15 protein-coding genes are annotated in these 23,215 nt (G+C 72.8%); 8 read left to right on the top strand and 7 right to left on the bottom strand.

Annotated elements, in window-relative coordinates; translation table 11 throughout:
* The 4 genes from ABZS66_RS36625 to ABZS66_RS36610 form a co-directional block, all read right to left on the bottom strand.
* Nucleotides 1–582 (bottom strand): hypothetical protein (locus ABZS66_RS36625; RefSeq protein WP_354765919.1); only part of this gene is annotated, 582 nt, incomplete at its 3' end.
* 19 nt (nucleotides 583–601) lie between these two features.
* Entirely contained in the window at nucleotides 602–3,676 is a 3,075-nt protein-coding gene (locus ABZS66_RS36620) for a family 43 glycosylhydrolase (protein WP_354765918.1), read from the bottom strand.
* A 58-nt stretch (nucleotides 3,677–3,734) separates the two neighbouring features.
* Nucleotides 3,735–9,218 carry an Ig-like domain-containing protein gene (locus ABZS66_RS36615; protein ID WP_354765917.1) on the bottom strand — a complete coding sequence of 1,828 codons (5,484 nt, stop codon included), beginning with the start codon at nucleotides 9,216–9,218 and terminating at the stop codon, nucleotides 3,735–3,737.
* A gap of 62 nt (nucleotides 9,219–9,280) precedes the next feature.
* A complete protein-coding gene (locus ABZS66_RS36610; RefSeq protein ID WP_354765915.1) occupies nucleotides 9,281–9,880 on the bottom strand; it encodes a hypothetical protein in 600 nt (199 codons plus the stop codon).
* A gap of 293 nt (nucleotides 9,881–10,173) precedes the next feature.
* Here ABZS66_RS36610 and ABZS66_RS36605 point away from each other — a divergent pair, with 293 nt between their 5' ends.
* From ABZS66_RS36605 to ABZS66_RS36595, 3 genes are read left to right on the top strand one after another with little or no spacing between them, the layout of a single operon-like run.
* Nucleotides 10,174–10,377 (top strand): hypothetical protein, encoded by a 204-nt coding sequence (locus tag ABZS66_RS36605; protein WP_354765913.1) that lies wholly within the window; start codon nucleotides 10,174–10,176, stop codon nucleotides 10,375–10,377.
* Nucleotides 10,374–11,183, top strand: a complete 810-nt coding sequence (locus ABZS66_RS36600; protein WP_354765912.1) for a hypothetical protein — start codon at nucleotides 10,374–10,376, stop codon at nucleotides 11,181–11,183. The genes ABZS66_RS36605 and ABZS66_RS36600 overlap by 4 nt, the downstream gene beginning before the upstream one ends.
* 32 nt (nucleotides 11,184–11,215) lie before the next feature.
* The gene (locus tag ABZS66_RS36595; protein ID WP_354765910.1) at nucleotides 11,216–12,622 is read left to right on the top strand and encodes a trehalose-6-phosphate synthase; all 1,407 of its coding nucleotides are present in this window, start codon (nucleotides 11,216–11,218) and stop codon (nucleotides 12,620–12,622) included.
* On the opposite strand, the gene ABZS66_RS36590 is transcribed toward ABZS66_RS36595, so the two are convergent.
* Entirely contained in the window at nucleotides 12,582–13,178 is a 597-nt protein-coding gene (locus ABZS66_RS36590) for a TetR/AcrR family transcriptional regulator (RefSeq protein ID WP_354765908.1), read from the bottom strand. The two genes, ABZS66_RS36595 and ABZS66_RS36590, sit on opposite strands and share 41 nt — an antisense overlap.
* A gap of 704 nt (nucleotides 13,179–13,882) precedes the next feature.
* Here ABZS66_RS36590 and ABZS66_RS36585 point away from each other — a divergent pair.
* Complete coding sequence (locus ABZS66_RS36585; RefSeq protein WP_354765906.1) at nucleotides 13,883–16,009, top strand: alpha/beta fold hydrolase; 2,127 nt, start codon at nucleotides 13,883–13,885, stop codon at nucleotides 16,007–16,009.
* A 92-nt stretch (nucleotides 16,010–16,101) separates the two neighbouring features.
* Nucleotides 16,102–17,568: an alkaline phosphatase PhoX gene (locus ABZS66_RS36580; RefSeq protein WP_354765904.1), complete on the top strand. Its 1,467-nt coding sequence runs from the start codon at nucleotides 16,102–16,104 to the stop codon at nucleotides 17,566–17,568.
* A gap of 1 nt (nucleotide 17,569) precedes the next feature.
* Here ABZS66_RS36580 and ABZS66_RS36575 read toward each other — a convergent pair whose 3' ends face one another.
* Nucleotides 17,570–18,814, bottom strand: a complete 1,245-nt coding sequence (locus ABZS66_RS36575; RefSeq protein WP_354765902.1) for a serine hydrolase domain-containing protein — start codon at nucleotides 18,812–18,814, stop codon at nucleotides 17,570–17,572.
* A gap of 153 nt (nucleotides 18,815–18,967) precedes the next feature.
* Here ABZS66_RS36575 and ABZS66_RS36570 point away from each other — a divergent pair, with 153 nt between their 5' ends.
* Nucleotides 18,968–19,420: a hypothetical protein gene (locus tag ABZS66_RS36570; protein WP_354765900.1), complete on the top strand. Its 453-nt coding sequence runs from the start codon at nucleotides 18,968–18,970 to the stop codon at nucleotides 19,418–19,420.
* 19 nt (nucleotides 19,421–19,439) lie between these two features.
* Here ABZS66_RS36570 and ABZS66_RS36565 read toward each other — a convergent pair whose 3' ends face one another.
* Complete coding sequence (locus ABZS66_RS36565) at nucleotides 19,440–19,772, bottom strand: alpha/beta fold hydrolase (RefSeq protein WP_354765898.1); 333 nt, start codon at nucleotides 19,770–19,772, stop codon at nucleotides 19,440–19,442.
* Between the two features lie 130 nt (nucleotides 19,773–19,902).
* On the opposite strand from ABZS66_RS36565, the gene ABZS66_RS36560 reads away from it, so the two are divergent.
* Nucleotides 19,903–21,972 carry an MMPL family transporter gene (locus ABZS66_RS36560; protein ID WP_354765896.1) on the top strand — a complete coding sequence of 690 codons (2,070 nt, stop codon included), beginning with the start codon at nucleotides 19,903–19,905 and terminating at the stop codon, nucleotides 21,970–21,972.
* Between the two features lie 52 nt (nucleotides 21,973–22,024).
* Complete coding sequence (locus ABZS66_RS36555; protein ID WP_354765894.1) at nucleotides 22,025–23,212, top strand: D-alanyl-D-alanine carboxypeptidase family protein; 1,188 nt, start codon at nucleotides 22,025–22,027, stop codon at nucleotides 23,210–23,212.
* The last annotated feature ends 3 nt before the right edge of the window (nucleotides 23,213–23,215 follow it).

Raw genomic sequence — 23,215 nt, 5'->3', positions numbered from 1 at the left:
GCCACCCGGATCGTCGGCGATCCGGATCTCGGCGTGGACCTTACCCGCATCGGCGCCGGCGACCGCCGCCGAGTCGAACGTGGAGACGAGCAGCTCCTGGTCGGTGAGGCCGACGTTGTTGCCGGGCTGCGTCGGGTCGTCCAGGACGGTGACGACCTCCTCGCCCTCGACGACCAGGCCGCCGCTCTCGCCGCCGTCGACGAGGTGCGGCTTCCAGCCGAGGTGGTCGGCGGTGATCGGGGCCTGCCCGGCCGAGCCGGTGAAGTTCGTCGAGCTGCCCAGCACCGCCCAGCTCGCGCCGGCCGGCACCTCCTCGGCGGTGCGGGTGTCGGTGACGGTCACCGTCGGCAGGGTGCCGGTGAACTGGCGCACCAGCAGGGTCGAGCCGTTCTCGGTCAGCGCGACGGCGTTGCCGGCGACGCTGAGGGCGAGGACGCCGGGTTCGCGGATCTCGGCGATGTCGACGGTGACCTGCACGCCGGCAGAGTCACCGTCCTCGGCGTGGGCGGCCGCCGGGAAGGCGGCCACGCTCGCCAGGACGGCACCGGCGGTCACCACGTGCAGTCGGGTTCGGGCGTTCATTGCGGGGGGATCTCCTTACCTAGGCGCAGCTGTGCGCGGTGTACGAGGCGGTGCTGGTCGTGGTGACGGTGGTACCGCCGACGACGCCGGTGGCCCGGACGGTCACCGACCCGGCCGGCGCCGTGGCCGCCCGCACCGCGAACGACTGGTAGGCGACGGCGCCGGGGGCGACGGCGGTGAAGGACCGGTCGCCGTAGGGAGTTTCGACGGCCACGTCGACTGACGAGGAGTGGTCGTTGCGGGCCTGCACGGCGAGGAACACCTTCCCGGCGATGCAGCGGGGCTGGACGGTGACGGTGACCGGCACGACCGCCGGGCTGGTGCCGGGGTCGTCGGCGAAGACCCGCCACTCGGTGATCGCGACCGCCGAGTACGTGGTGCCGTTGCCGTTGGCCCGGACCATGGCCCGCAGCCGCGAGGTGGTGACCGGGGTGAACGTGACGGTGTTGAACGCGGTGGTGCTGGTGCCGTACACGGGGTTTCCGGAGGCGCCGGTCACGTCCACCCAGGCGGTGCCGTCCCAGTACTGCAGCGACCAGCCGTCGGGCTCGGCGACGCCGTCGCCGGTCCCCCGGTTCGAGTCGCGCCAGAACTTCAGCTCGGCGCCGGTGAGCCGGATCGGCCGCGACCACTCGTACTGCACCCACTGGGTGGCCGGGCGGGTGCCGGACCAGGTGCCCCAGAGCTGGGCCTGGCCCGGGTTGGCCGGGTCGGCGTTGTCGTTGAGCGCGCCGACGCTGTTCCAGCCGGCCGTGTACGAGGCGGTCGGCGTCGCGATCGGCCCGACGTTGCCGGACAGCGGCCCGGACAGGTCGGCCGGGATGGTGACCGTCCTGGCGGTCTCCAGGTTGCCCGCGTTGTCGAGCGCCCGGAACGACACCGTGTGCTTGTTGCTGTCGGGCGCCGCGACCGGCCCGGTGTAGGCGCTCCACGCCCCGGTGTCGACCGCGTACTCGATCCGGGCCACGCCGGAGGTGGCGTCGGTCGCGCCGACCGTGACGGCGCGGGCCTCGACGGTCGCCGTGCTGGTCGGTGCGGTGGCGTCGATGCGGACCGGCAGGCTCGCCGCCGGGGAGGTGTTCCCGGCCCGGTCGGTCGCGGTGGCGGACACGGAGTGCTGCCCGTCCCCCGACACGGTGACGTCGGTGAACCGCACCGGGCCGGCCACGACCGGCGGCCCGCTGTCCACTGTGGACGTGAGGGTCAGCCGGCCGCCGCGGTCGTCGACGCCGGCGACCCGCACCTTGACCGCCGAGCGGTACCAGCCGCCCGTGCCGGCACTGCCGCTCGGCGTGAGCGTCAGCGTCGGCGCGGTCACGTCACCGGCGGTGTCGCCGGGCGAGATGACGGTGACCGTGGTCGAGACCCGGCCGGCGGCGTAGCCGAGAACGCTGCCCTGGATCGCGAACGACCCCGGCGCAGCGACCTGCTCCGCCGTGACGGCGTCCCAGTACACCGGCAGCTGCAGCACGTCGGCCGGCGCGGGGCCGAATGTCACCGGCAGGGTGCCGGGCAGGTCGGTCTCGCCGACCTCGACCGTGATCCCCGGCGCGATGACCGGCTGCGACGGCTGCGCGGCGAGGACCTTCCACTCCTCGACGGCCACGGCCGAGTAGGTGCTGCCGTTCGTCGAGGCGTTGAACAGCGCGCGGACCTGCGTCGTGGTCACGGCGTCGAACGTGGTGTTCTGGAATCCCGAGGTGGACGTCGGGTAGCCGCTCGGGTTCGGCACGTCGGTCCATTGCGAGGAGCTGAGGTTCCAGTACTGCAGCTTCCAGTTGGCGGGGGCGGCGACGCCGACGCCGGTGCCCTGCGGCTGGTCGTTCCAGAAGTCGATCTGCGAGCCGCTGACCCGCACCGGCTGGTCCCAGGTGTACTGCGCCCACTGCTGCGGCGGGTTGCTCCCGGTCCAGGTGCCCCACATGTCCGGCGGCAGCGGGTTGGCCCGCACGATCTCGTCGTTGAGGGCCTTCACCCAGTACTGCGTGGGCACCGGCTCGTTGGAGACGGTCACCTTCGCCTCCTGGGCGATGTTCGCCCGCGGCGTGCGGTCGCGCTCCTTCCTGGGTGTCTGGGTGACCAGCTTCATCCGCGGCGGGCTGAGCGTGTCGTCCCACTCGACCTTGTCGATCGCGACCGACCGCCGGAAGTGCCCGCCGCCGGCGGCGTCGGCGGTGTGGTAGGCGATGTACCACTGGCCCTTGTACTCGAGGATGCCCGGGTGGCTCGTGGTCGAGGACACCGGCGCGAGGACGGTGCCCCGGTAGGTCCACGGCCCCTCGGGCGCGCCGGCGGTGCCGTAGGCGATGCAGGCGTGGTAGTTGGCGGGGGTGCACGCCGAGGTCGGGCCGGCGTTGTTGCCCGCGTACGCCATGTAGTACGTGGCGCCGCGCTTGAAGATCCACGGGGCCTCGAAGTAGCCGGTGAGGCCGGTGACCGTCCGCTGGGTGCCGACGGCGGTCTTCATGTCGGCCTGGAACTCCTGCATGCGCAGGTTGCTGAACGATCCCCACCAGACGAAGACCCGCTGGCCCTCGACGAGGATCGTCGGGTCGATGTTGTGGATGGTGTTCGCGACGGGGACGCGCTGGGAGATGATCGGGCCGCCCGCGTGGTCGGTCCACGGCCCGGTCGGGCTGTCGGAGACGGCGACGCCGATCGCGAACTTGTCCGACGCCGGGCTGTCGCGCTCGTTGATCGGGACGTACCAGTAGTAGCGGCCGTCGACGCCCTTGACGACCTGGCCGGCGTAGGCGCGCCCGGCGGTGGCCCAGGCGAAGACGGTCTCGGGGCGCATGAGCGACGGGTAGTGCGTCCACTGGCCCGACGCGACGTCGGAGGTACGGAACGCGCCCCACTCGTTCATGACGAAGTCGTTGGTGGTCGGGCCGGCCTCGTCGTGGCCGGTGTAGATGTACAGGTCGTCGCCGGCGACCAGCGGCGCCGGGTCGGCCGAGTAGTAGCTGCCGTCGGCGAGGATCGGGTTGCCGGCGTGGGTGAAGGTGTACGAGTCGGCGGCGTGGGCCGGGCCGGCCGCGACCAGCAACCCGGCGGTGACCAGACCGGCGACCGCCGCCCGGAACAGAACTCTCACGGTGCTCCTCGGGGAAGGACGCGGTGGCGGCCGGTCAGGGCCGCCACCGCGAATGCAACTAGCCGCAGCTCAGAGCGGTGTACGGGGCGGTGATCTCGGCAGTTCCGGTCGGGCCGGTGACCTTCACGGTCACCGTCCCGGCGGCGACGGAGGGACCGCGGGTGTTGAACGCCTGGTAGGCGACCTTGCCCGGGGCAACCCCGGTCACCGTCCGCGACCCGTACGGCGTGACCAGCTCGATGGTGAGCGGCACGTCGTCGGCGTTGCGGGCGTTGACCGACACGTAGGCGTTGGTCCCGATGCACTGGGTGCGGGCCTGGACCTCGACGTCGAACTGCGGGGCAGGCTGGCCGGGGACGTCGTAGACCTCCCACTCCTGCACGCCGGGCGCGCCCTTGCCCTCCTCGGTGCCGCTCGCGGTGAGCAGCGCCCGCAGCTTCGTCGTCGTGACCTTCGTGAACGTGACGGTGTTCCACTCCGTGGCGGAGGTGCCGTACGCCGAGGCGCCGGTCACGTCCTTCCAGGCGCTGCCGTCCCAGTACTGCAGCTTCCAGGTGCTGGGCGGGGCCACGCCGGCGCCGGACTCGTCGAGGTCCTGGGTGAACCAGATCCGGGTCCGGTCGACGGTGACGGGCGCGGCCCAGTCGAGCTGGATCCACTGCTCGCCGACCTGCGGCCAGGTGTTCCACACGTCGGTGTTCGGCCCGACCGGCCCGCTCGGCTGCACGCCGTCGGCGATGTTGTCGGCGGTGAGCCAGCCCGGCGTGTACGACGCGGACGCCGTCGCGGTGCGGGCGACGTTGACCGGCGCCTGACCCTCGGGCACCTGGACGGAGCCGGTGGCCGAGGTGTTGCCGGCCTTGTCGACCGAGCGGTAGTCGACGGTCGTGGCCGCCGAGCCGATCGGCACCGGCCCGGCCGCGGCCGTCCAGTCCTGCGTCACCACACCACCGACGGTCAGCCGGTACTGCAGCGCCGCGATCCCGGACAGTGCGTCGGTGCCGGTGATCGTCACCGACCGGCCGGCCTGGTCGAACGTGGCCGCCGCCGTCGGGGCGGTGCGGTCGATGCCGACCGTCAGCTCGCTGACCGGTGAGACGTTGCCGGCCGCGTCCCGGGCCCGCGCCTTGACGGCGGTGGCGCCCTCGGCGGACACCGTGACCGGCCCGGTGTAGGCCTGCCACGCCCCGCTGCCGACGGCGACCTCGATCGCCGGCGACGCGTCGCGGTTGTCGGTCGCGGTGACCGTCACCGTGACGTTCGACGACGTCCAGCCGTTCGGCAGGGCCGGGTCGGTGGCGACGACCACGACCGGCGGTGCGGTGTCCTGCGGGCCGCCGGCCCCGACCACGACGGTCGCCGTGGCGGTCTTGTCGGTGCCGGCCACCTGCCCGGTCACCTCGAAGGTGCCCTCGGCGGCGTACTTCGCGGGGTCGATCGCCGCCCAGGTGACGGCGATGCCGCTCTGCCGTGAACCGTCGTTGTAGCCGACCGTGACGCCGGCCGGCAGGACCGGAGCCACGCCCACCTTCGTCGGGACCGTGACCGGGTCGACGGTGTTGATCTGCACCGGGTCACTCCCGCGGACCCACACGTGGGCGGTCGCGGTGAGCGTGGTGCCGGCGACGAAGCCCGAGACGGTGAAGTCGCCGACGGCGGCCACCTTCGCGGGGTCGATCGCGCCCCACGCCACGGCCACCGGGAGCCGGGTGCCGTCGGCGTACGTGACGTCCACGGTGGACGGCAGCGTCGGTACGACACCCACCTGGGTCCGGGCGTCGACGCCCTGGATGGCGCCGGCGGCGGCCGCGAACACCCGCCACTCGGAGACGCCGACCGCCGAGTAGGCGGTGCCGGCCGCGTTCGGCAGCGCGTTGAACGTCGCCCGCAGCCGCGTCGTGGTGACCGGGTCGAACGAGACCTGGTTGGTCCGCCCGCGCACGGCCGGGTCGAACCCGGTCGCGCCGGTCACGTCGACGAACGCGGTGCCGTTCCAGTACTGCAGCCTCCACGACCTCGGCACGGCCACGCCGCTGCCGCCGGTGGTGCTGTCGGACCAGAAGTCGATCGACGCCTTGTCGACCCGGACCGCCTGCGGGAAGTCGTACTGCAGCCACCGGGTGGCCGGCTCGCTGCCGGTCCAGGTGCCCCACAGGTCGGTCTGCGCGCCGCCGGTGAACAGCGACGGCTTGCCGTCGTTGACCGCGTTGACGTTGTTCCAGCCGGCCGTGAAGCTGGCCGACGCGGTGGCCGTGGAGGCCACGTTGATCTCGCCCTCGGTCAGCGCGGTGGCGTTGACGACGACGTCCTTCGTGGAGGTGCCGACCGTGAGCCGCAGCGTGTACCGCCCGGACCTGGTGAAGCGGGCGACCGTGGTCGGCGCGTCGGCCGGGTCGAACGCGACCGACCCGCCGTCCGGCGCGTCGACGACCGTCCAGGCCGCGGTGAGCGGGTTGCCGGGGTTGCCGTCGTCCTGGGCGAGCCCGATCAGCCGGGCCGAGCCGGCCTGGCTGTAGGACGAGTCGACCCACGCGTCGGCGAGCGGCGCGGCGTTGGTGGCGGCCGGCGCGGCGACGCCGGTGCCGAACGCCTGGACCTCCTTGATGCCGGTCCTCGACCCCGGGGCGTGCTGAACGGTGATCCGCAGCTTCTTCGCGGTCACCTGCGGGAAGCGGACCTGGTTGAGGTTGCCCCGCGGGTAGGCCGGGAACCGGCTCTGGTTCGCGACCGTCTTCCAGCCGCTGCCGTCGTCGTACTGGACGGTGAACTGCGCCGGCGGGGCGTAGCCCTGCACGGTCGCGGTCGACGACGTGTTGTAGAAGTACACCCGCACGTCGTCGATCGGTTTGTCGCCCTGCAGGTCGATCTCCATCGAGTCCTGGGCGTTGGGCGAGCCGGCGGTACCCCAGAACGGCTCGTTGATCGTCGTGCCGTTCAGCGCGCCGGACGGTCCGCGGCCGCTCGCCGAGAACGTCGCGGTGGCCGGGCGGCCCTGGGCGATGTTCGCGGTGCCGGTGCTGGCCGGGGCGACGTCGGCGCCGGCCTTCGCCATGACGTCGACGATCCGGGCGTCCGCCGGGAACGTGACGTCCTGCGGCGCCTTGACCGACCGGGTGTTGTGGGTCAGCACGGTGATGCCGGCGGCCGCCTCGACGGTGCCGGTGGCGGGGTCGTAGACGACCTTGCCGAGCTTGTCGGTGGTGAACGCGAGCTCGCCGTCGAGGTAGACCGAGTAGCCCTCCGCGAGGCCGTAGTAGTTGGTCCCGCCGGGCGCGTCCCAGACGACCGTCAGGTCACGGTCGCGGTAGCGGATGTTGTTGGCGGTGAAGTGGTCCCAGCCGATGTTGATCGGGTCGAGCTCCACCTTCGCGTCGGAGCGGGGGCGCAGGCCCATCGCGTCCTCGATGACGGTGAAGTTGGTCGCGCCGAGGATCGTGTGGTGGATCCAGGAGCGGTAGCCGATGCTCTGGCCGGTCGCCGAGCCGTCGGCCCAGAACTCGTTCTGGTCCGGGTACCGGTTGTCGCCGTTGTTCTGGTAGTGCGCCCAGGCGTTCCAGTACAGCAGCTTCTTGTACCACTCGGCGTCGATGTACGCCGTCGGGTAGTTGCGCAGCACCTGCGAGAGCATCCGGAACGTCACGGTCGAGTTGATGACCGAGAAGTTGTTGCTGCCGGGGTCGCCCTGCGCGGCGGCGGCGGCCTTGTCGGCCTGGTTGGCGGTGGTGAAGGGGAAGATGGGGTACTGCGCGGCGTCGGCGAACAGCCGCAGCGCCTCCACGTAGGGCTGTGTGTAGTCGGGGTCGCCGGGCTTCGGCATCAGGCCGACCGCGAACGGGTAGTAGTTGTTGATCTCCTTCCACGGCACGAGCATGTTGGACGAGACGTGCCGGTGCTTGAGGAGGTTGCCGTTCAGGCCCATCTCGTCGGGCGTGGCGCGGGCCGGCTCCCAGAGGTACTGCAGGACCGCCGCCTTGATCTGCGCGGCGAACGCCTCCATCTCGTCCGCCTTCGACGTGTTGCCGGCGGCGCGGTAGGCCGCGGCGGCCGCCTTGGCGTTGGAGTAGAGGTACGCGTTCTCGGTGCGGTCCATGTAGCCCGAGCGCCAGTCGAACGACACCGCGTCGGCGTCGTTGCCGGTCATGGCGCCCCAGTTGTACTCGATGAGGCCGTTGCCGTCGAAGTCGTAGGCGTCCTGCAGGCCCTTGACGTCGTACTCGGCGTACTCGGCGAGGTTCTCGGCGATCGCCTTCGGGCCGCCGTGCAGCTGGTAGGAGCGCCAGGCCGCCTCGGAGATGTACTCGGTGTAGCTGTTCGACCAGTTCGCCGGGTCGCCGGGGTTGTCGACGTACTTCGAGCTCTTCGACACCTCACCCGCCGACACCCACGGGCCGTAGGAGTAGACCGGGTCGCGGAAGTACTTCAGGTCGTCGACGAACATGCCGACCGTGAGCACGATCGCGTTGTTGTAGCCGAGCACGCCCTCCATCGACGTCGGGAACTGGTAGTCGTTGCCCGGGATGTCGGCGTCGAGGAAGTTGTACCGCATGAGCCACCAGCGGTAGAACAGCGTCTTGTCGATGTTGTTCTCGGGCGTGTCCAGGTAGGGCACGTTGTCGGCCCACCACTGGTTGTAGTTCGTGACGTGCTGCGTGTAGGCGGTGGCCGGCGTCGCCGCCTTGTACTGCTGGTACTCGGTGAGCGAGGCCGGGTTCTCCTTGGTGACGAAGCCCAGCTGTACCTTGGTCCTTGTCACTCCGGTGGCCGGTACCGCCAGGGTTTGGCGGAGCGTGCCGTCGACCGGCGTGAAGCCGTCGCCGGAGAAGCGCGGGAACAGGTTGGTGAGCCGGTTGAACGCCCGCACCGCGCCGGTCAGCTCGCCGCTGGCCTCCGCCGTCTTCGCGAAGGCCGAGCTCGCGGTGAGCGTCACGGTCTTGGCCGCGCCGTTGGTGCTGGACAGTTCGAGGTTGGTGACGACCACGTTGGCGTCGGTGATGAACTTGGTCTCGACGATCCGCAGCCCGTTGGCGCTGTTGGTGAAGACGCCGCGCCAGTAGCTCGGCGTCTGCTTGCGCTGCGCGGCGTCCTCGGCGAGCGTGACGTCCGTGCCGTTGAGGGAGACGGTGACGGTGTACGCGCCCTGGCCGCCGGCGATCGACTCGACGTAGGCGACCTCGCCGCCGAAGCCGAGCGTGGCGGGCTGGTGGGTCTTCATGAAGACGGCGCGGCCACGGCTGAAGAGGTACTGGTTGGCGTCGCCGTTCGAGCCGCCCGGCGCGTTGCCGGTGCGGGCGAGCATGCGGTCGATCCAGAAGTCGCTGTCGGTGGAGGAGCCGGCGCCCGCGGCCAGGTCGGCGTCGAAGACGGCCTGCAGCTGGTTGCGGACGTGGTAGCCGGTGCGCTGGTCCGGCACCGGGTCGGCGGCGCCGGTGAAGACGGGGTACGGGGTGTTGGCGTTGGGGGGTGCCGCGTGGGCCGGCAGGGTGACGAGGAATGTCACCGCCAGCCCGGCGAGGGCGGCCTTCGCCGCGGTTCGTGGTCTCATTGCTCCGTTCCTGGTGGTGCTGATGGGGCGAAATCGATCACAAAGGTTTTCGGAGGGCGCGTTCAGAGGTCGTCCCGGGCCGTCGGGTCGCCGTTGCGGGCCAGGACATGGACCTGGGCCTCGTCGGACAGCAGCCAGTAGAGGAAGTTCCAGGCCTGGTCGGCCTTGTGGGAGTCGCGGGAGATGCCGACCGCGTCCCCGCCCTGCGGCTGGACCACGAACGGCAGGACGTGCCGGGCGCCGCCGCTGGTGCCGGCCTCCAGGTGCGCCGGGTTGATCCGGGCGGCGAACGGCAGCCGGTCGATGCGGCCGGTGACGTCCTGGTAGAGCCCGCGCCGGGTCCATCCCGGCACGTCGGCGACGGCGCCGGCGAACAGGTCGGGCAGCGCGTTGCGGCCGGCCGCCGCGTCGACCCGGGCCGGGTAGTCGGCCGCGGGCACGAGCGTCAGCTCGACCTGGTTGGTGTGGGTGGCGTTGTAGGCGTCGGCGAGCAGCGTGGCCTGCACCTCGAGCGCGGCGGGCGCCCACAGCAGCAGCCGCCCGCCGCTGTCGGCACCGTCGACCGGCGGCGGTGCCGGCTTCGGCGTCGGCGTCGCGGTGCACGCGACGAGCGCGAGCCCGGCCGCGGCGACCGCCAGCGCGCGAAGGATGCGGGATGTCATAGGGCGTCTCCCAGCGGCGCCCGCGCACGACCGAGCCCGCCCGCCGGGTTTCGGAAATGGATTTCGGCGGCGTGCTCTTGCGGCGATGCCCGGAGCCAGGGTCGGTAGGGGTGTCGTCGGGGGTGCAACGTGCGGCGGAGCAGGCATTCCCGGTCTCGGCCGCCCCCCGCTGACGGACTCGAAACATGACCGAAAAGGTTTTCAGGAATCTACTGCGGCCCGCAGACCTCGTCAAGGTTGCGGGCACTCCGCCTCAGGTCGGATGGACGGTCGGATGGACGTAGGCTCGCCCGGTGACGACCGACCGTTTCCTCGCCGCCTGCGACGTCGTGCAGGCGGACCACCCGGCGGTGCGGGCGCGGGCGACCCGGCTGCGGGCGCGGCACCCCGGCGACACCGCCTTCGCCCGGGCGGCCGTCCTGGCCGCGCTGGGCGCCGCCACGAACGTCCTGGCGCTGCGCACGACGGGCCTCCCGGCCGACCTGGCCCGGCCGTGACCGTCGAGGAGCTGGTGCGGGAGGCCCGGCGCCGGCTGCGCGTGCACCGCGACCGGGAACGGGCGCTCGACCTCGTGACGGCGGCGGACGCGATGCTGGCCGACGTGACGGTGGCCGCCGACGTCTACGCGTCCCTGGCATCGCTGTGGCTGGATCTCGGCGACGAGCGGCGCAGCGAGGAGCGCATCGGCCAGGCGATCGCGGCGGAGTCCCATCCCGTGCTCCTGGGCACGCACAGGCTGTTCTGCGCGAAGCTGCTGCACGGCCAGCAGCGCCACACCGAAGCGGCCCGCCACGCGCGCGAGGGCCTCGCGATCTACGCGTCGGGCGTGGCGCCGGACTATCCCGAGCTGGCCCGGATCTGGGTAGACCTCATGCCGGTCCTGCGGCACCCGCCGGGCGCCGCGGAGCTGCGGGCGATGAGCGAACGGCTGTGCGCGGTGGCAACCGGCAGCACGGAGGAGATCCGCGACGCGTTCGGCACCCCGACGATCCCGCCGCCGCTGGTGACGGCCGGCGAGCTGTCGCGGGCGAGCGTCGAGCTGCGCTTCCCGGCCGGTTCCCAGCCCGGTTCCCAGCCCGGATCCCTGCCCTGGGCGCTGACCCGGTACGAGCTCGACGAGACGTTCGGCCCGGCCGACGTGCTGCCACGCACCGGGCCGTCCGCCTCACACACCCTGGGTTACCGGCTCCGGGTCCCCGGCGCGCCGGCGCGCATCTCGCTGTACGCGCGCTTCGCCTCGGCACCGGAGCCCGGCACGAGCCCGCAGTCCATCCTGCTCCGGATCGACCCGGCCGCCGGTTGATACAGGGAGCCTGCACGGGGTACAGGCAATCTGTGGACTACCGCTTCGTCGTGGTCGCGAACCGGCTGCCGGTCGACCGGGCCGACGACGGCACCTGGGCGCGCAGCCCGGGCGGGCTGGTCAGCGCCCTCGAGCCGATCGCGCACAACTCCGGCGGGGCCTGGGTCGGCTGGACCGGAGCCGTCGAGGACGACACCGGGCCGTTCAAGGACGACGGGGTGTACCTGCGGCCGGTGCCGCTGAGCGCCGAGGACGTCGACCGCTACTACGAGGGCGAGTCGAACTCGACGATCTGGCCGCTGTTCCACGACGCCGTCGAGCAGCCGGTGCACAAGCGGCTCTGGCGCCGCGCCTACGAGGCCGTCAACCGCCGCTTCGCCGAGGCCACCGCGGAGGTGGCCGGCGAGGGCGCCACCGTGTGGATCCACGACTACCAGCTCATGCTCGTGCCGGCCATGCTCCGCGCGGCACGGCCCGACCTGCGCATCGGCTTCTTCCTGCACATCCCGTTCCCGCCCGTCGAGCTGTTCATGCAGCTGCCGGGCCGCAGCGACATCCTGCGCGGGCTGCTCGGCGCCGACCTGGTGGGCTTCCAGCGGCCCCTCGCGGCGGAGAACTTCCTGCAGCTGGCCGCGCGGCTGGCCGGCCTGCACCCGCGCGGCGAGACGGTCGCCTACGAGGGGCGCACGGTCACCGCCCGGGCGTTCCCGATCTCGATCGACGTCGCCGGGAGTGAGCGGATGGCCGACGCTCCGGCGGTACTGCTGGAGCGTCAACGGTTGCAAGAAGACCTCGGCGGCGACCGGCGGATCCTGCTCGGGGTCGACCGGCTCGACTACACGAAAGGCATCGAGCAACGGATCGAGGCCTACGGCGAGCTGCTGGCCGAGGGCGCCCTGTCCGTCGACGAGGTGGTCCTGATCCAGCTGGCCACACCCAGCCGGATGCGGGTCGCGCAGTACCAGCAGCTGCGGGAGCGCGTCGAGCGCGAGGTCGGCCGGATCAACGGCGAATTCGGCGAGGTGGGCCGGGTACCGTTGCACTACCTCTTCCAGACGCGCTCGCCGGAGGAGCTGCAGGCGCTGTACCTCGCCGCGGAGGTCATGCTGGTCACCCCGCTGCGCGACGGCATGAACCTGGTCGCGAAGGAGTACGTCGCCGCCCGCCAGGACGAGGGCGGCGCCCTGGTGCTGAGCGAGTTCACCGGCGCCGCGGCCGAGCTGGAGGACGCGTTCCTCGTCAACCCCTACGACGTCGACGACCTCAAGCGGGGCATCACGGCCGCGCTGCGCGCCACCCCGGACGACCTGCGGACCCGGATGCGCCGCATGCGGGCACACCTGCGCGAGCACGACGTGGACCACTGGGCCCGCACGTTCCTCGACGCCCTGGGCGGCGTCAGGCTCGACCCTCCACCCGATCCTCCATCAGCTCGATGAGGTCGCCGAACCGCCGCAGCGCCACCCGCACCCTGCTGGACCAGTCCGGGTCACCGAGCAGGATGAGCGCCTCCCCGCCGATGAACGCGACGGCGACGAGCGTGGCGACGTCGTCGGCGGTGAACGGCCCGAGGGTCCCGAACCGCTCCTCGGCCTCCCTGGCCACGGTCACCAGCAGGTCGGTCCAGCCGCGCAGCATCGCGAGCACCTGGTCGGCCACGGCGCGCTCGGTCCAGCCGGCGGCGATGGCCTCCTGGAGAATCCGGACGTACCCGGACGTGATGTCGATGTCGAGGAAGTCGCAGGCCTGACGGTACCGCTTGGAGAGCGGGACCTGGGTGGCGTACATCTGCCGCTGGCGGGCGACGAGGCGCTGGTTCTCGTGGGCGAGCATGGCCAGGACCATGTTCTCTTTGCTGCCGAAGTGGTAGTGGATCTGGCTCACCGGCACGCCGGCCGTGCGGGCGACGGTGCGCGTGGACAGGTTCGCGTACCCCTCGGCGAGCAGACACGCACGGGTCGCATCCATGATCCGGGCCGGAACCTCTGTCGGCACGACGACACTCCTCAATTCGGTCGGACGCCCGAACAGTAACGTACTGAGGGTCGGTCGGTCGACCGACCGAATTTCCGGTGACACTGCACGTACTGAGAGTGACGCAGCGCCAGCAGGCAAGGCACGGAGACACACCGCAACGACGGCGGACCCGAGGCCGGCGACTTCGGCAGGGCCCGATGCCCAACGGCATGATCAAGGGAAACAAATGGCTGCTATAGCAGCCAAAACCTTCCGTTGATCATGACCCGACGGAGCGCTCGGGCCTGGGACCGCAACGCGGAGCACTCTCGGTCGACCGAGAGACCGACCTCGCACAGCCCACACGCTCAGCCCACCACACCGATACCCACCGCGCCTGAAAATTCGGTCGGTCGACCGACCGACAGGTCCCAACCAATGCCGATTCGGTCGAACGACCGACCAAGGACGACGGGCCTCCGGCTAGCTCGGTCGGTCAACCGACCGAGGGCAGCACGCCCGCCGCTCGGTCGGTCGACCGACCGAGCGGCGAAGGGTTCCGAACAAGTTCGGTCGGTCGACCGACCGGAAGCGAGCACAGCACCACGGCTCGGTCGAGCGACCGACCGAACAGAGCAGGTCTCCGAACAAAGTTCGGTCGGTCGACCGACCGGTGTCGGAGGACAGCACCAGCGGAACAGGCAGCCAGGCAACCAGGACAGCCCCAGCGGAGGAGGAGCAGCATGCGGGCCAGGACAGCCGACGCCGAAGGGCACGTCGAGCACCGTGGCGTCAAGGTTCACTACGAGGTGTACGGCGACGGAGCGCCCACGCTGCTGCTCATGCCCGCCTGGACCGTCGTCCACAAGCGGTTCTGGAAAGCGCAGATCCCCTACCTCGCCAGGCACCACCGCGTCGTCACGTACGACGGGCCGGGCAACGGCGGGTCCGACCGGCCCCTCGAACCCGCAGCCTACGACCAGGATGCGCAGGTCGCGTACGCCCGCGCGGTGCTCGACGCCACCGGCACCGGGAAGGCCGTCCTCGTCGCGCTGTCGAAGGCCGCCAACTGGGCCCTCGACCTCGCCGCCAACCACCAGGACCGCGTGCTCGGCACCGTCCTGATCGGCGCGTCCGTCGACTACGCGGATCCGGGGCGGTCGAAGTACACCGACCGCAGCGGGCTGAGCCCCTCGCGGGTCCCGTTCGTCGAGCCGGACCCGCCCGAGCACTGGGCGAAGTACCACCACGACCAGTGGACCACCGACCTCGACGACTTCCTCTGGTTCTTCTTCGGTCAGTGCTTCCCCGAACCCCACTCCACGAAGCAGATCGAGGACGCGGTCGGCTGGGGCCGCGAGACCTCCGGCGCGGTGCTCGTCGCGGAGAGCCGAGGTGCCCGGCCGGACCGGCCGACGCTCGAGGAGTGGTGCGCCCGCATCACCACGCCCGTGCTGCTGCTGCACGGCGACGACGACCGGGTCAGTCCGGTCAAGCGGAGCGAGGTGATCGCCGAGCGGACCGGCGGCGAGCTGGTGACGCTGCGCGGTGCCGGGCACATCCCGCTCGCGCGCGATCCGGTGGCGGTGAACCTGCGCATCCACGAGTTCGCCGAGCGGCTGGCACCGCCGCACAACGCACCGAAGACGTGGTCGCGGTGGGCGAGCCGGCAGCGGAAGGTGTTGTACCTCTCGTCGCCGATCGGGCTGGGCCACGCCCGCCGCGACGTGGCGGTCGCGAAGGCGCTGCGGGAGCGGCAGCCCGGCGTGCGGATCGACTGGCTGGCGCAGCACCCGGTGACCCGGGTCCTCGAGGCGGCCGGCGAGCGGGTCCACCCGGCGAGCCGCTGGCTGGTCAGCGAGTCGGCGCACATCGAGGACGAGGCGGGCGAGCACGACCTGCACTGTTTCGAGGCGCTGCGGCGGATGGACGAGATCCTGGTCGCCAACTTCATGGTCTTCCACGACGTGGTGCGCGACGGCGGGTACGACCTCGTGGTGGGCGACGAGGCGTGGGACGTCGACCACTTCCTGCACGAGAACCCGGAGCTGAAGCGGTACGCGTACGCGTGGCTCACCGACTTCGTCGGCAACCTGCCGATGCCCGACGGCGACCCCCGCGAGGCGCTGGTGACCGCCGACTACAACGCCGAGATGATCGAGCACATCGCCCGGTTCCCGCGGGTGCGCGACCGGGCGGTGTTCGTCGGCAACCCGGGCGACGTGGTCGACGCGTCGTTCGGGCCGGGCCTGCCGGGCATCCGCGAGTGGACGGCCGAGCACTACTCGTTCGCCGGGTACGTCACCGGGTTCGACCCGGCCGCGCTGCCGGACCGGGCGGCGCTGCGGGCCGGGCTCGGGTTCGGGCCGGACGAGCGGGTGTGCGTGGTGACCGTCGGCGGGTCGGGGGTCGGCGGGCACCTGCTGCGCCGCGTCGTGGCCGCGTTCGGGCCGGCCGCGCGGCTCGTGCCGGGCCTGCGGATGGTCGTCGTCACCGGGCCGCGCATCGACCCGGCCGGGTTCCCGGCGCGCCCGGGGCTGGAGGTGCACCCGTTCGTCCCGGACCTGTACCGGCTGCTCGCCGCGAGCGACCTCGCGATCGTGCAGGGCGGCCTGAGCACCTGCATGGAGCTGACCGCGCTGGGCCGCCCGTTCCTGTACGTGCCGCTGCGCCACCACTTCGAGCAGCAGTTCCACGTCACGCACCGGCTGCGGCAGTACGGCGCCGGCCGCCGGCTGGCCTACGCGGACCTGACCCCCGACGTCCTGGCCGCGGCGATCGCCGCCGAGATCGGCCGGGAGACCGCCTACCGACCCGTCGAGACCGGCGGGGCCGCCGAGGCCGCGGCCCTGCTGGCCGACCTGCTGTGAGAGGAGACCGCCATGGGCAACTGCCTGATCTGAGATGAACATGTGATGAACGGAAGGTTGCGAGACGGCTGGGGTGGTCGCACGATCGGGCAATGACCGGACTCGATCGACGTGCCGTGCTCCGCGGCGCGGCCGCCGCCACCGGCGGCGCACTGCTCGGCGGGCCGTTCCTGGGCTTCGTCAGCCGGGCCGCGAACGCCGCGCCACCCCCGCCGTCCGCACCGCTCGGGCCGGTGCCCGACCTGCGCGACGGCGCCGTGCGGCTGTGGCTGCCCGCCGGCTTCCAGTACCGCTCGTTCCACGACACCGAGGCGCCGGTCGTGCTCGACGACGGGACCGCGCTGCCCGGCCGGCACGACGGGATGGGCGCGTTCCGGGGGCGGCGCGGCACCGTGGTGCTCGTGCGCAACCACGAGCTCAACAACCCCGGGCCGGCGTTCGGCGACGCGTCCCAGGCCTACGACCCGGCGGCGCAGGGCGGGACGACGACGGTCGAGGTGACCCGGTACGGCGAGGTCGTGCGCGCCCGCACCAGCCTCAACGGCACCCAGATGAACTGCTCCGGCGGGCGGATGCCGTGGGGCGCCTGGATCTCCTGCGAGGAGACCGTCAACGGGCCGGACGTCGGCGCCGACTTCACCGGCGTGAGCAACGTGCCGCTGACCAAGCCGCACGGGTTCATCTTCGAGGTCCCCGTCGGCGGCGCGTCGGACCGCACGCCGGTGACGGCCGCCGGGCGCTTCGCGCACGAGTCGGTCGCCTTCGATCCCGAGGGCGGCGCGCTCTACCTGACCGAGGACAACTTCGGCTGGCCGTCGGGCTTCTACCGGTACACCCCCCGCGGCAACCCGATGCGGACCGGCCGGCTCGACAACCGCGGGCGGCTGCAGATGCTGCGGGTGAAGGGGCGGCCGAACGTCGACCTCGCCGCGGCCCAGCCAGCCGGCGCGAGCTACCGGGTCGAGTGGGTCGACATCGACGACCCGGCGCCCACGTTCCCGTACACGCCGGGGCAGCCGGCACCGACCCCCAACGACACCGCCCTCACGCACGTGGCCCGCCAGGGCTGGGCGCAGGGCGCCGCCTACTTCTCGCGGCTGGAGGGCTCCGCCTACGACGACGGGGTCGTGTACTTCACCTCGACGCAGGGCGGCGGCCCGGCCGAGACCGCGCTCGGGCCGATCGCCGACGGTTACGGCAACGGGTCCGGCCAGATCTGGGCGTACCACATCCGCTCCCGCACGCTGCGGCTGCTCTACGAGTCGCCGGGCCCCGACGTGCTGGACTTCCCCGACAACGTCACCACCAGCCCGCGCGGCACGCTCGTGGTCTGCGAGGACAACGTCAACGACAACTACCTGCGCGGCCTGACCCGCGACGGGCACCTGTTCGACATCGCCCTCAACCGGCTGGTGAGCAGCACCGGCACGCAGCGGTTCAACGACGAGTTCGCCGGCTCGACGTTCAGCCCCGACGGGCACACGCTGTTCGTGAACATCCAGGCGAGCCGCGGCATGACGTTCGCCGTCTGGGGCCCGTGGCACCGCATCGGGGTCTGACTCAGCGCGGGTCGGGGTGCTGGGTCCGCTCGCCCAGCACCGTGCGGTACAACACCTCACGCAGGGCCAGCTCGCGCGGGTCGTCCCAGAGGTGGAACCCGGCCCGGTTCATGGCGTAGGCGAAGCCGATGCCCGTCTCCGGGTCGGCGAAGCCGAACGAGCCGCCGGCGCCCGGGGTGCCGAAGGCCTGGTTGCCCGCGGCGCCGAAGCGGAACCTCGGGAACGGCTTCACGTAGCCCAGGGAGAAGATGGAGTCGACCCGCAGGACCACGTCGTGCAGGCCGCCCGCCGGCGGCGCGGCCGGGCGGATCAGCGCGTCGAGGGTCGCCGGGGTGAGGCCCAGCACCGGGCCGCCCGTCGCGGCGTCGGCGTAGGCGCGGGCGATCGCGCGCACCTCGCCGGTGCCGTTGGCCGCCGGCAGCTCCAGGCGCCGCACCTCCGGCAGGTTGTAGTTGCCGGTCTCCGACAGCACCTTCGGGTTGGCGAACGACCGGGCGGTCACGCTGCGCGGGTTGAGGAAGCCGAGCACGAACCCGCGGGGCATGGTGCCCATGTGCAGCAGCAGCTCGGCCGGCTTGTAGCCGTGGATGTGCGCGATCCGGTCCGGGTCGACGGTGTCCGGCACGCCGATGTGGAACTCGGCGCCGAGCGGGGCGGCGATCTCCTCGGCGAAGAACCGCCCGAGGGAGCGGCCCTTCGGGTCGACCCGCCGGATGAGCTCGCCCTCATACCAGCCGAGGGAGATGGCATGGTACCCGTGGCGGGTCCCCGGCTCCCAGGCCGGACGCTGCGCGGCCAGGGCGGCGGCGACCACGTCGAGGTCCGCCAGGTCGGCGACGCTGAGCGGGCGGTCGATGGCGGCGAGCCCGCCCTGGTGCGACAGCAGCTGCCGGACCGTCATCGCCGCCTTGCCCTCGGCGGCGAACTCCGGCCAGTACGTCGCCACGGTCGCGTCGTAGTCGAGCAGGCCACGCGCGTTGGCGACGGCGACCGCCAGCCCGGAGACGCCCTTCGTGGTGGAGAAGACGGTGACGAGCGTGTCCTCCCGCCAGGGCGCGCGGGAGCGGCCGTCGCGGTAGCCGCCCCACAGGTCGACCACCTTGCGCCCGTCGCGGTAGACGCAGCAGGCCGCGCCCACCTCGCCGCGCTCGGCGAAGTTGCGGCGGAACGCGTCGGCAACCGGGCCGTACCCCTCGTCCACGTCACCCTGGACGAGCTCCGGCGGCACGTCGACCTTGAACACCATGGCGGCCTCCCCTGGCGGGTGCGGCCGACCATACACCCGCCCGGATCAATGTGCACTCATCCTGCAGGATCTTTTCCCCGACGAAACGCGACGGGCGGGACCGTGTCGCGCCGCAGACACCGGCGGCCGGGCCGGCCCGGCAGAATCGGGCCCATGAGACGGTGGGCGGCGGTGGCCGTGGTGCTGGTCGTGGGGCTGGCGGCGGGCTGCACCACCGACCCGAGGAAGGCCACCCGGAAGGTCGACGACGCCGTCGCGACCGCCCTGGGCATCCCGGTCGCCGAGCTGGCCGCCGCGGGCGTGCGCTCCGATCCCGGCTCGATGCCGATCGCGTGCCTCGACGCCTGCCCGTCGGCCGAGGTGGAGCTCCCGGCCCGCGGCGGCGACCGGCCGGACTGGCTGCCGCTGCCGGTGCTGGAGCGGCTGGTCGCCGCCGGGTACGCGGTCGACACCACACAGGAGGCGTCCGGAACGCCGTCGCCGGGCGACGCGGCCACGTGCCGGCGGGTGCTGCCCGCCGGCGGATCGTGCACCCTGCGCAAACAGGTGCCGATCCGGCTGCAGGTCTACGGCGACACGTTCGGCATCCGCGCCGACGGCGCCTGAGCGGGGCGGCTCACGCGTCCTACCGGGACAGGAACTCGGCAATCGCCGCCGTGACGCCGCCCGGGTTGAGCAGCGCCAGCCGGTCGACGCGGTCCGGCCGGCGGATCGCGTAGTCGAGGGCGAGCCAGCCGCCGAGCGAGATGCCGGCGAAGGACGCGCCGCGCAGGCCGAGCCCGTCGAGCACGTCGTCGAGCCGGGCCGCGTACGCGTCGGAGTCGAGCGGCGGGCGGGCCGGCGCGCTGAGTCCGGCCTCGCCGATGACGTCGACCGCGTAGACGCGGAACCGCTGCGACCACTCGGCGGCGTCGCCCATCCAGGACGCCGAGTTGGCGATCGCGCCGTGCAGCAGCACCAGCGGGGGGCGCGTCAGGTGGGCCGCAGGCGACCCACGAACGTGATTCCACCTAACATACGTTGCGTCGAAACTTGCGTCGATATCCGCGCGGATGTTTCGATCGTGGAAACTTCGAGAAGGGCAACTCGTGGGAACTCGCGTGGCGGCCGTGGTCACCAGCCGGGCCGGAGCCGTCGCCGTGCTGCTCGTCGCGGCCGCGCTGACCGCCCTGGTGTTCCTCACCTCGCCGGCCCAGCCGGCGGCCGACCCCGCCGACGGCCTGCCCGCGGGCGCGCAGTCGACGCGGGTCACCGAGCTCGCCGACCGGTTCCCGAGCGGCCGCACCGCCACCGTGATCGTCGTGTTCGAGCGGGCCGACGGGCCCCTCACCGACGCCGACCGCGGGGCGATCGGGTCGGCCGTCCAGGGGCGCGCGGTCTTCTCCGACGACGGCCGGGCGGCGCTCGTGCCGGTGACGCTCACCGAATCCCCGGACGAGCAGGTCGTGCGCGACCAGGTCGACCGGGTGCGCGCCACGGTCCGCGACGCCGGGCTGCCGGCCGGGCTCACCGCCCAGGTCACCGGCGGACCCGCCTTCGGCCGCGACTTCGGTGCCGCGTTCGAGGGCGCCGACGTGCGGCTGCTCGTCGCCACCGCGAGCGTCGTGGCCGTGCTGCTGCTCCTGACGTACCGCAGCCCCTTCCTGTGGATCGTCCCGCTCGCCGTCATCGGCACCGGCGACCAGGTGGTGGCGAAGCTGCTGCCCTGGGTGGCGCGGCTGGTCGGCGAGCGCACCGACGCCTCCGTCGCGGGCATCGTCTCCGTGCTCGTCTTCGGCGCCGGCACGGACTACGCCCTGCTCCTCGTCTCCCGGTACCGCGAGGAGCTGCGCCACACCGACGACCGCCGCACGGCGATGGCCGCCGCCCTGCGCGGCGCCGCCCCCGCCGTCGTCGCCAGCGCCGGCACGGTCGTCCTGGCCCTGCTCACGCTCCTCGCGGCCGTCCTCACCAGCAACCGCACCCTCGGCGTCGCGGCCGCCATCGGCGTCACCGTCGCCCTGCTGTTCGGCCTCGTCGTCCTGCCGGCCGCCCTGGTCAGCCTGCCCCGGGGCGTCTTCTGGCCATTCGTACCGCGGGCCGGCAGCACGGACCCGACCGAGCGCGGCGTCTGGTCCCGCGTCGCCCACGCCGTCGGCCGCCGCCCCGCGCTCGTGCTCGTCGCCGCCGCGGTCGCCCTGGCCGGCCTGTCGCTGGGCCTCACCGGCACGTCGATCGGCCTGGCCCAGACCGAGCAGTTCCGCACCCGGGTCGAGTCGGTGGCCGGCCAGGAGGCCCTCGCCCGCCACTTCCCGGCCGGCTCGTCGCAGCCGGCGACCGTGGTGGCCCCCTCCGCTGCCGCGGACCGCCTGGTCGCCGCGCTCGACGACGTCGACGGCGTCGCCGCGGTGGGCCGCCCGGAGCGCTCCGACGACGGTGCCCTGGTGAAGGTCGGCGTCGACCTCACCGCCGGCTCCGGCACCCCCGGGGCCGACGCGGCGGTGCGCGCCCTGCGGGCGGTCGACCCCGGCCTGCTGGTCGGCGGCCCACCAGCGGCCGACCTGGACAAGCGCGAGGCCAACCGCCACGACGACCGCGTGGTCGTGCCGCTCGTCCTGGCCGTGGTGCTGTTCGTGCTGGTGGTCCTGCTGCGGTCGCTGCTGGCCCCGGTGCTGCTCCTGCTGACGGTCGTGGTGAGCTACGCCGCCAGCCTGGGCGCCGCGAGCCTGGTCCTGACCCGGCTCCTGGACATCCCGGCCCTGGACGCGACCGTGCCGCTGCTCAGCTTCCTGTTCCTGGTGGCACTGGGCGTGGACTACAACATCTTCCTGGTCACCCGGGCCCGCGAGGAGACATCCCGCCGCGGCGACACCCGCGCCGGCACGGTCCGGGCCCTGGCCGCGACGGGCGGCGTGATCACGTCGGCGGGCATCCTGCTGGCCGCGGTGTTCGCGGTCCTGGGCGTCCTGCCGGTCATCGTGCTGACCCAGATCGGCGTGATCGTCGGCATCGGCGTCGTCCTGGACACCCTGGTGGTCCGCACGGTGGTGGTGCCGGCGATCGCCCTGCTCCTCGGCGAACGCTTCTGGTGGCCGGCCCGCCCGGCGGCCCACCCGCCCCACGCCCGCCCGACGGCGGCGGCCCGCGGGCACCACGACGCCCCTTCCGTGCACCGATGATCTTACGACCCGCGGCTGCTCACCCCCGGCCATCCGTTGTAGGTTGCCCGCCATGGCTGGATCCGGTTTTCTGGCGGCGGTGACAGGTGTCGTACTGCTGGCGTCGCCGACGCCCGCCGCGAGCGCGCCCGCGGACGCGGTCGTGCCGTGCCCGTACGCGTCCATCGCCACGATCCCGCCCACGCCGCCGTCGCCGCCGCGGGACACGTCGAAGGCCCCCGTCGGTGGCGAGCGCCTCGGCACCACCGGACTCGCCGGCCCCGACGGCACACCGGCCCCGCCGGCGCTCTCGGCCATGTCCTGGGTCGTCGCCGACCTCGACACCGGCGAGGTGCTCGGGGCCTGCGCCCCGCACCTGCGACGGCGGCCCGCGAGCGTGCAGAAGCTGCTGCTCGCCGCGACCGCGCTGCCCAAGCTCGACCCGAACCTGGTCGTCGAGGCGACCGCCGAGGACCTGGCGCTGCCGGCGGACAGCTCGGCGGTCGGGATGATCGTCGGCGGGAAGTACCCGGTGTCGACGCTGTGGTACGGGCTGCTGCTGCAATCGGGCAACGACACCGCGAACGCCCTCGCCCGGGTGGCCGGTGGGGACGGCGGGGTGCCCGCGACGATCGCCGCCATGAACGCCGAGGCGCGCCGGCTCGGGGCCGACGACACGCACGCCGTGACGCCGTCCGGGCTGGACGCCCCCGACCAGCTCACGAGCGCCTACGACCTGGCCCTCATCGCGCGGGTCGACCTCGACCGGCCCGACTTCCTGCAGTATGACACCAGGCCGACGTTCCAGTGGCCGGCCCAGCCGCCGAAGGACCCGAAGGGCTTCCAGATCCAGAACGAGAACAAGCTGCTCACCAACTACCAGGGCGCGCTCGGCGGCAAGACGGGCTTCACGGACGAGGCCCGGCACACGTACGTCGGCGCCGCCCAGCGCGACGGCCGGCGGCTCGTCGTGACGCTCATGGGCGCCGAGATCGTGCCCGGGCGCACCTGGAAGCAGGCCTCGATGCTGCTCGACTGGGGCTTCGCGCTGCCGAAGGGCTCGACGGTCGGCCACCTGGTCACCCCGGCCGAGGCGGAGGAGCTGCACCGCACTCCCCCGTCCGCCGGCGCGCAGGCCGGCGCCGAGCCGGCCCGGCCCGCGCCGTCGCCGTCCCGGCACTACGGCCTGCTCGGGCTGCTCGGCGGCATCGCCCTGCTCATCATCGTGGCCGCGGTGGTGGCGGTACGCCGGCTCCGATAATGG

The sequence above is a fragment of the Dactylosporangium sp. NPDC005572 genome (genome assembly GCF_040605515.1).
Taxonomy (GTDB): Bacteria; Actinomycetota; Actinomycetes; order Mycobacteriales; family Micromonosporaceae; genus Dactylosporangium.
The sequence above is the reverse complement of the archived record's forward strand: the minus strand, read 5'-3'. Positions and strand labels throughout refer to the sequence as shown.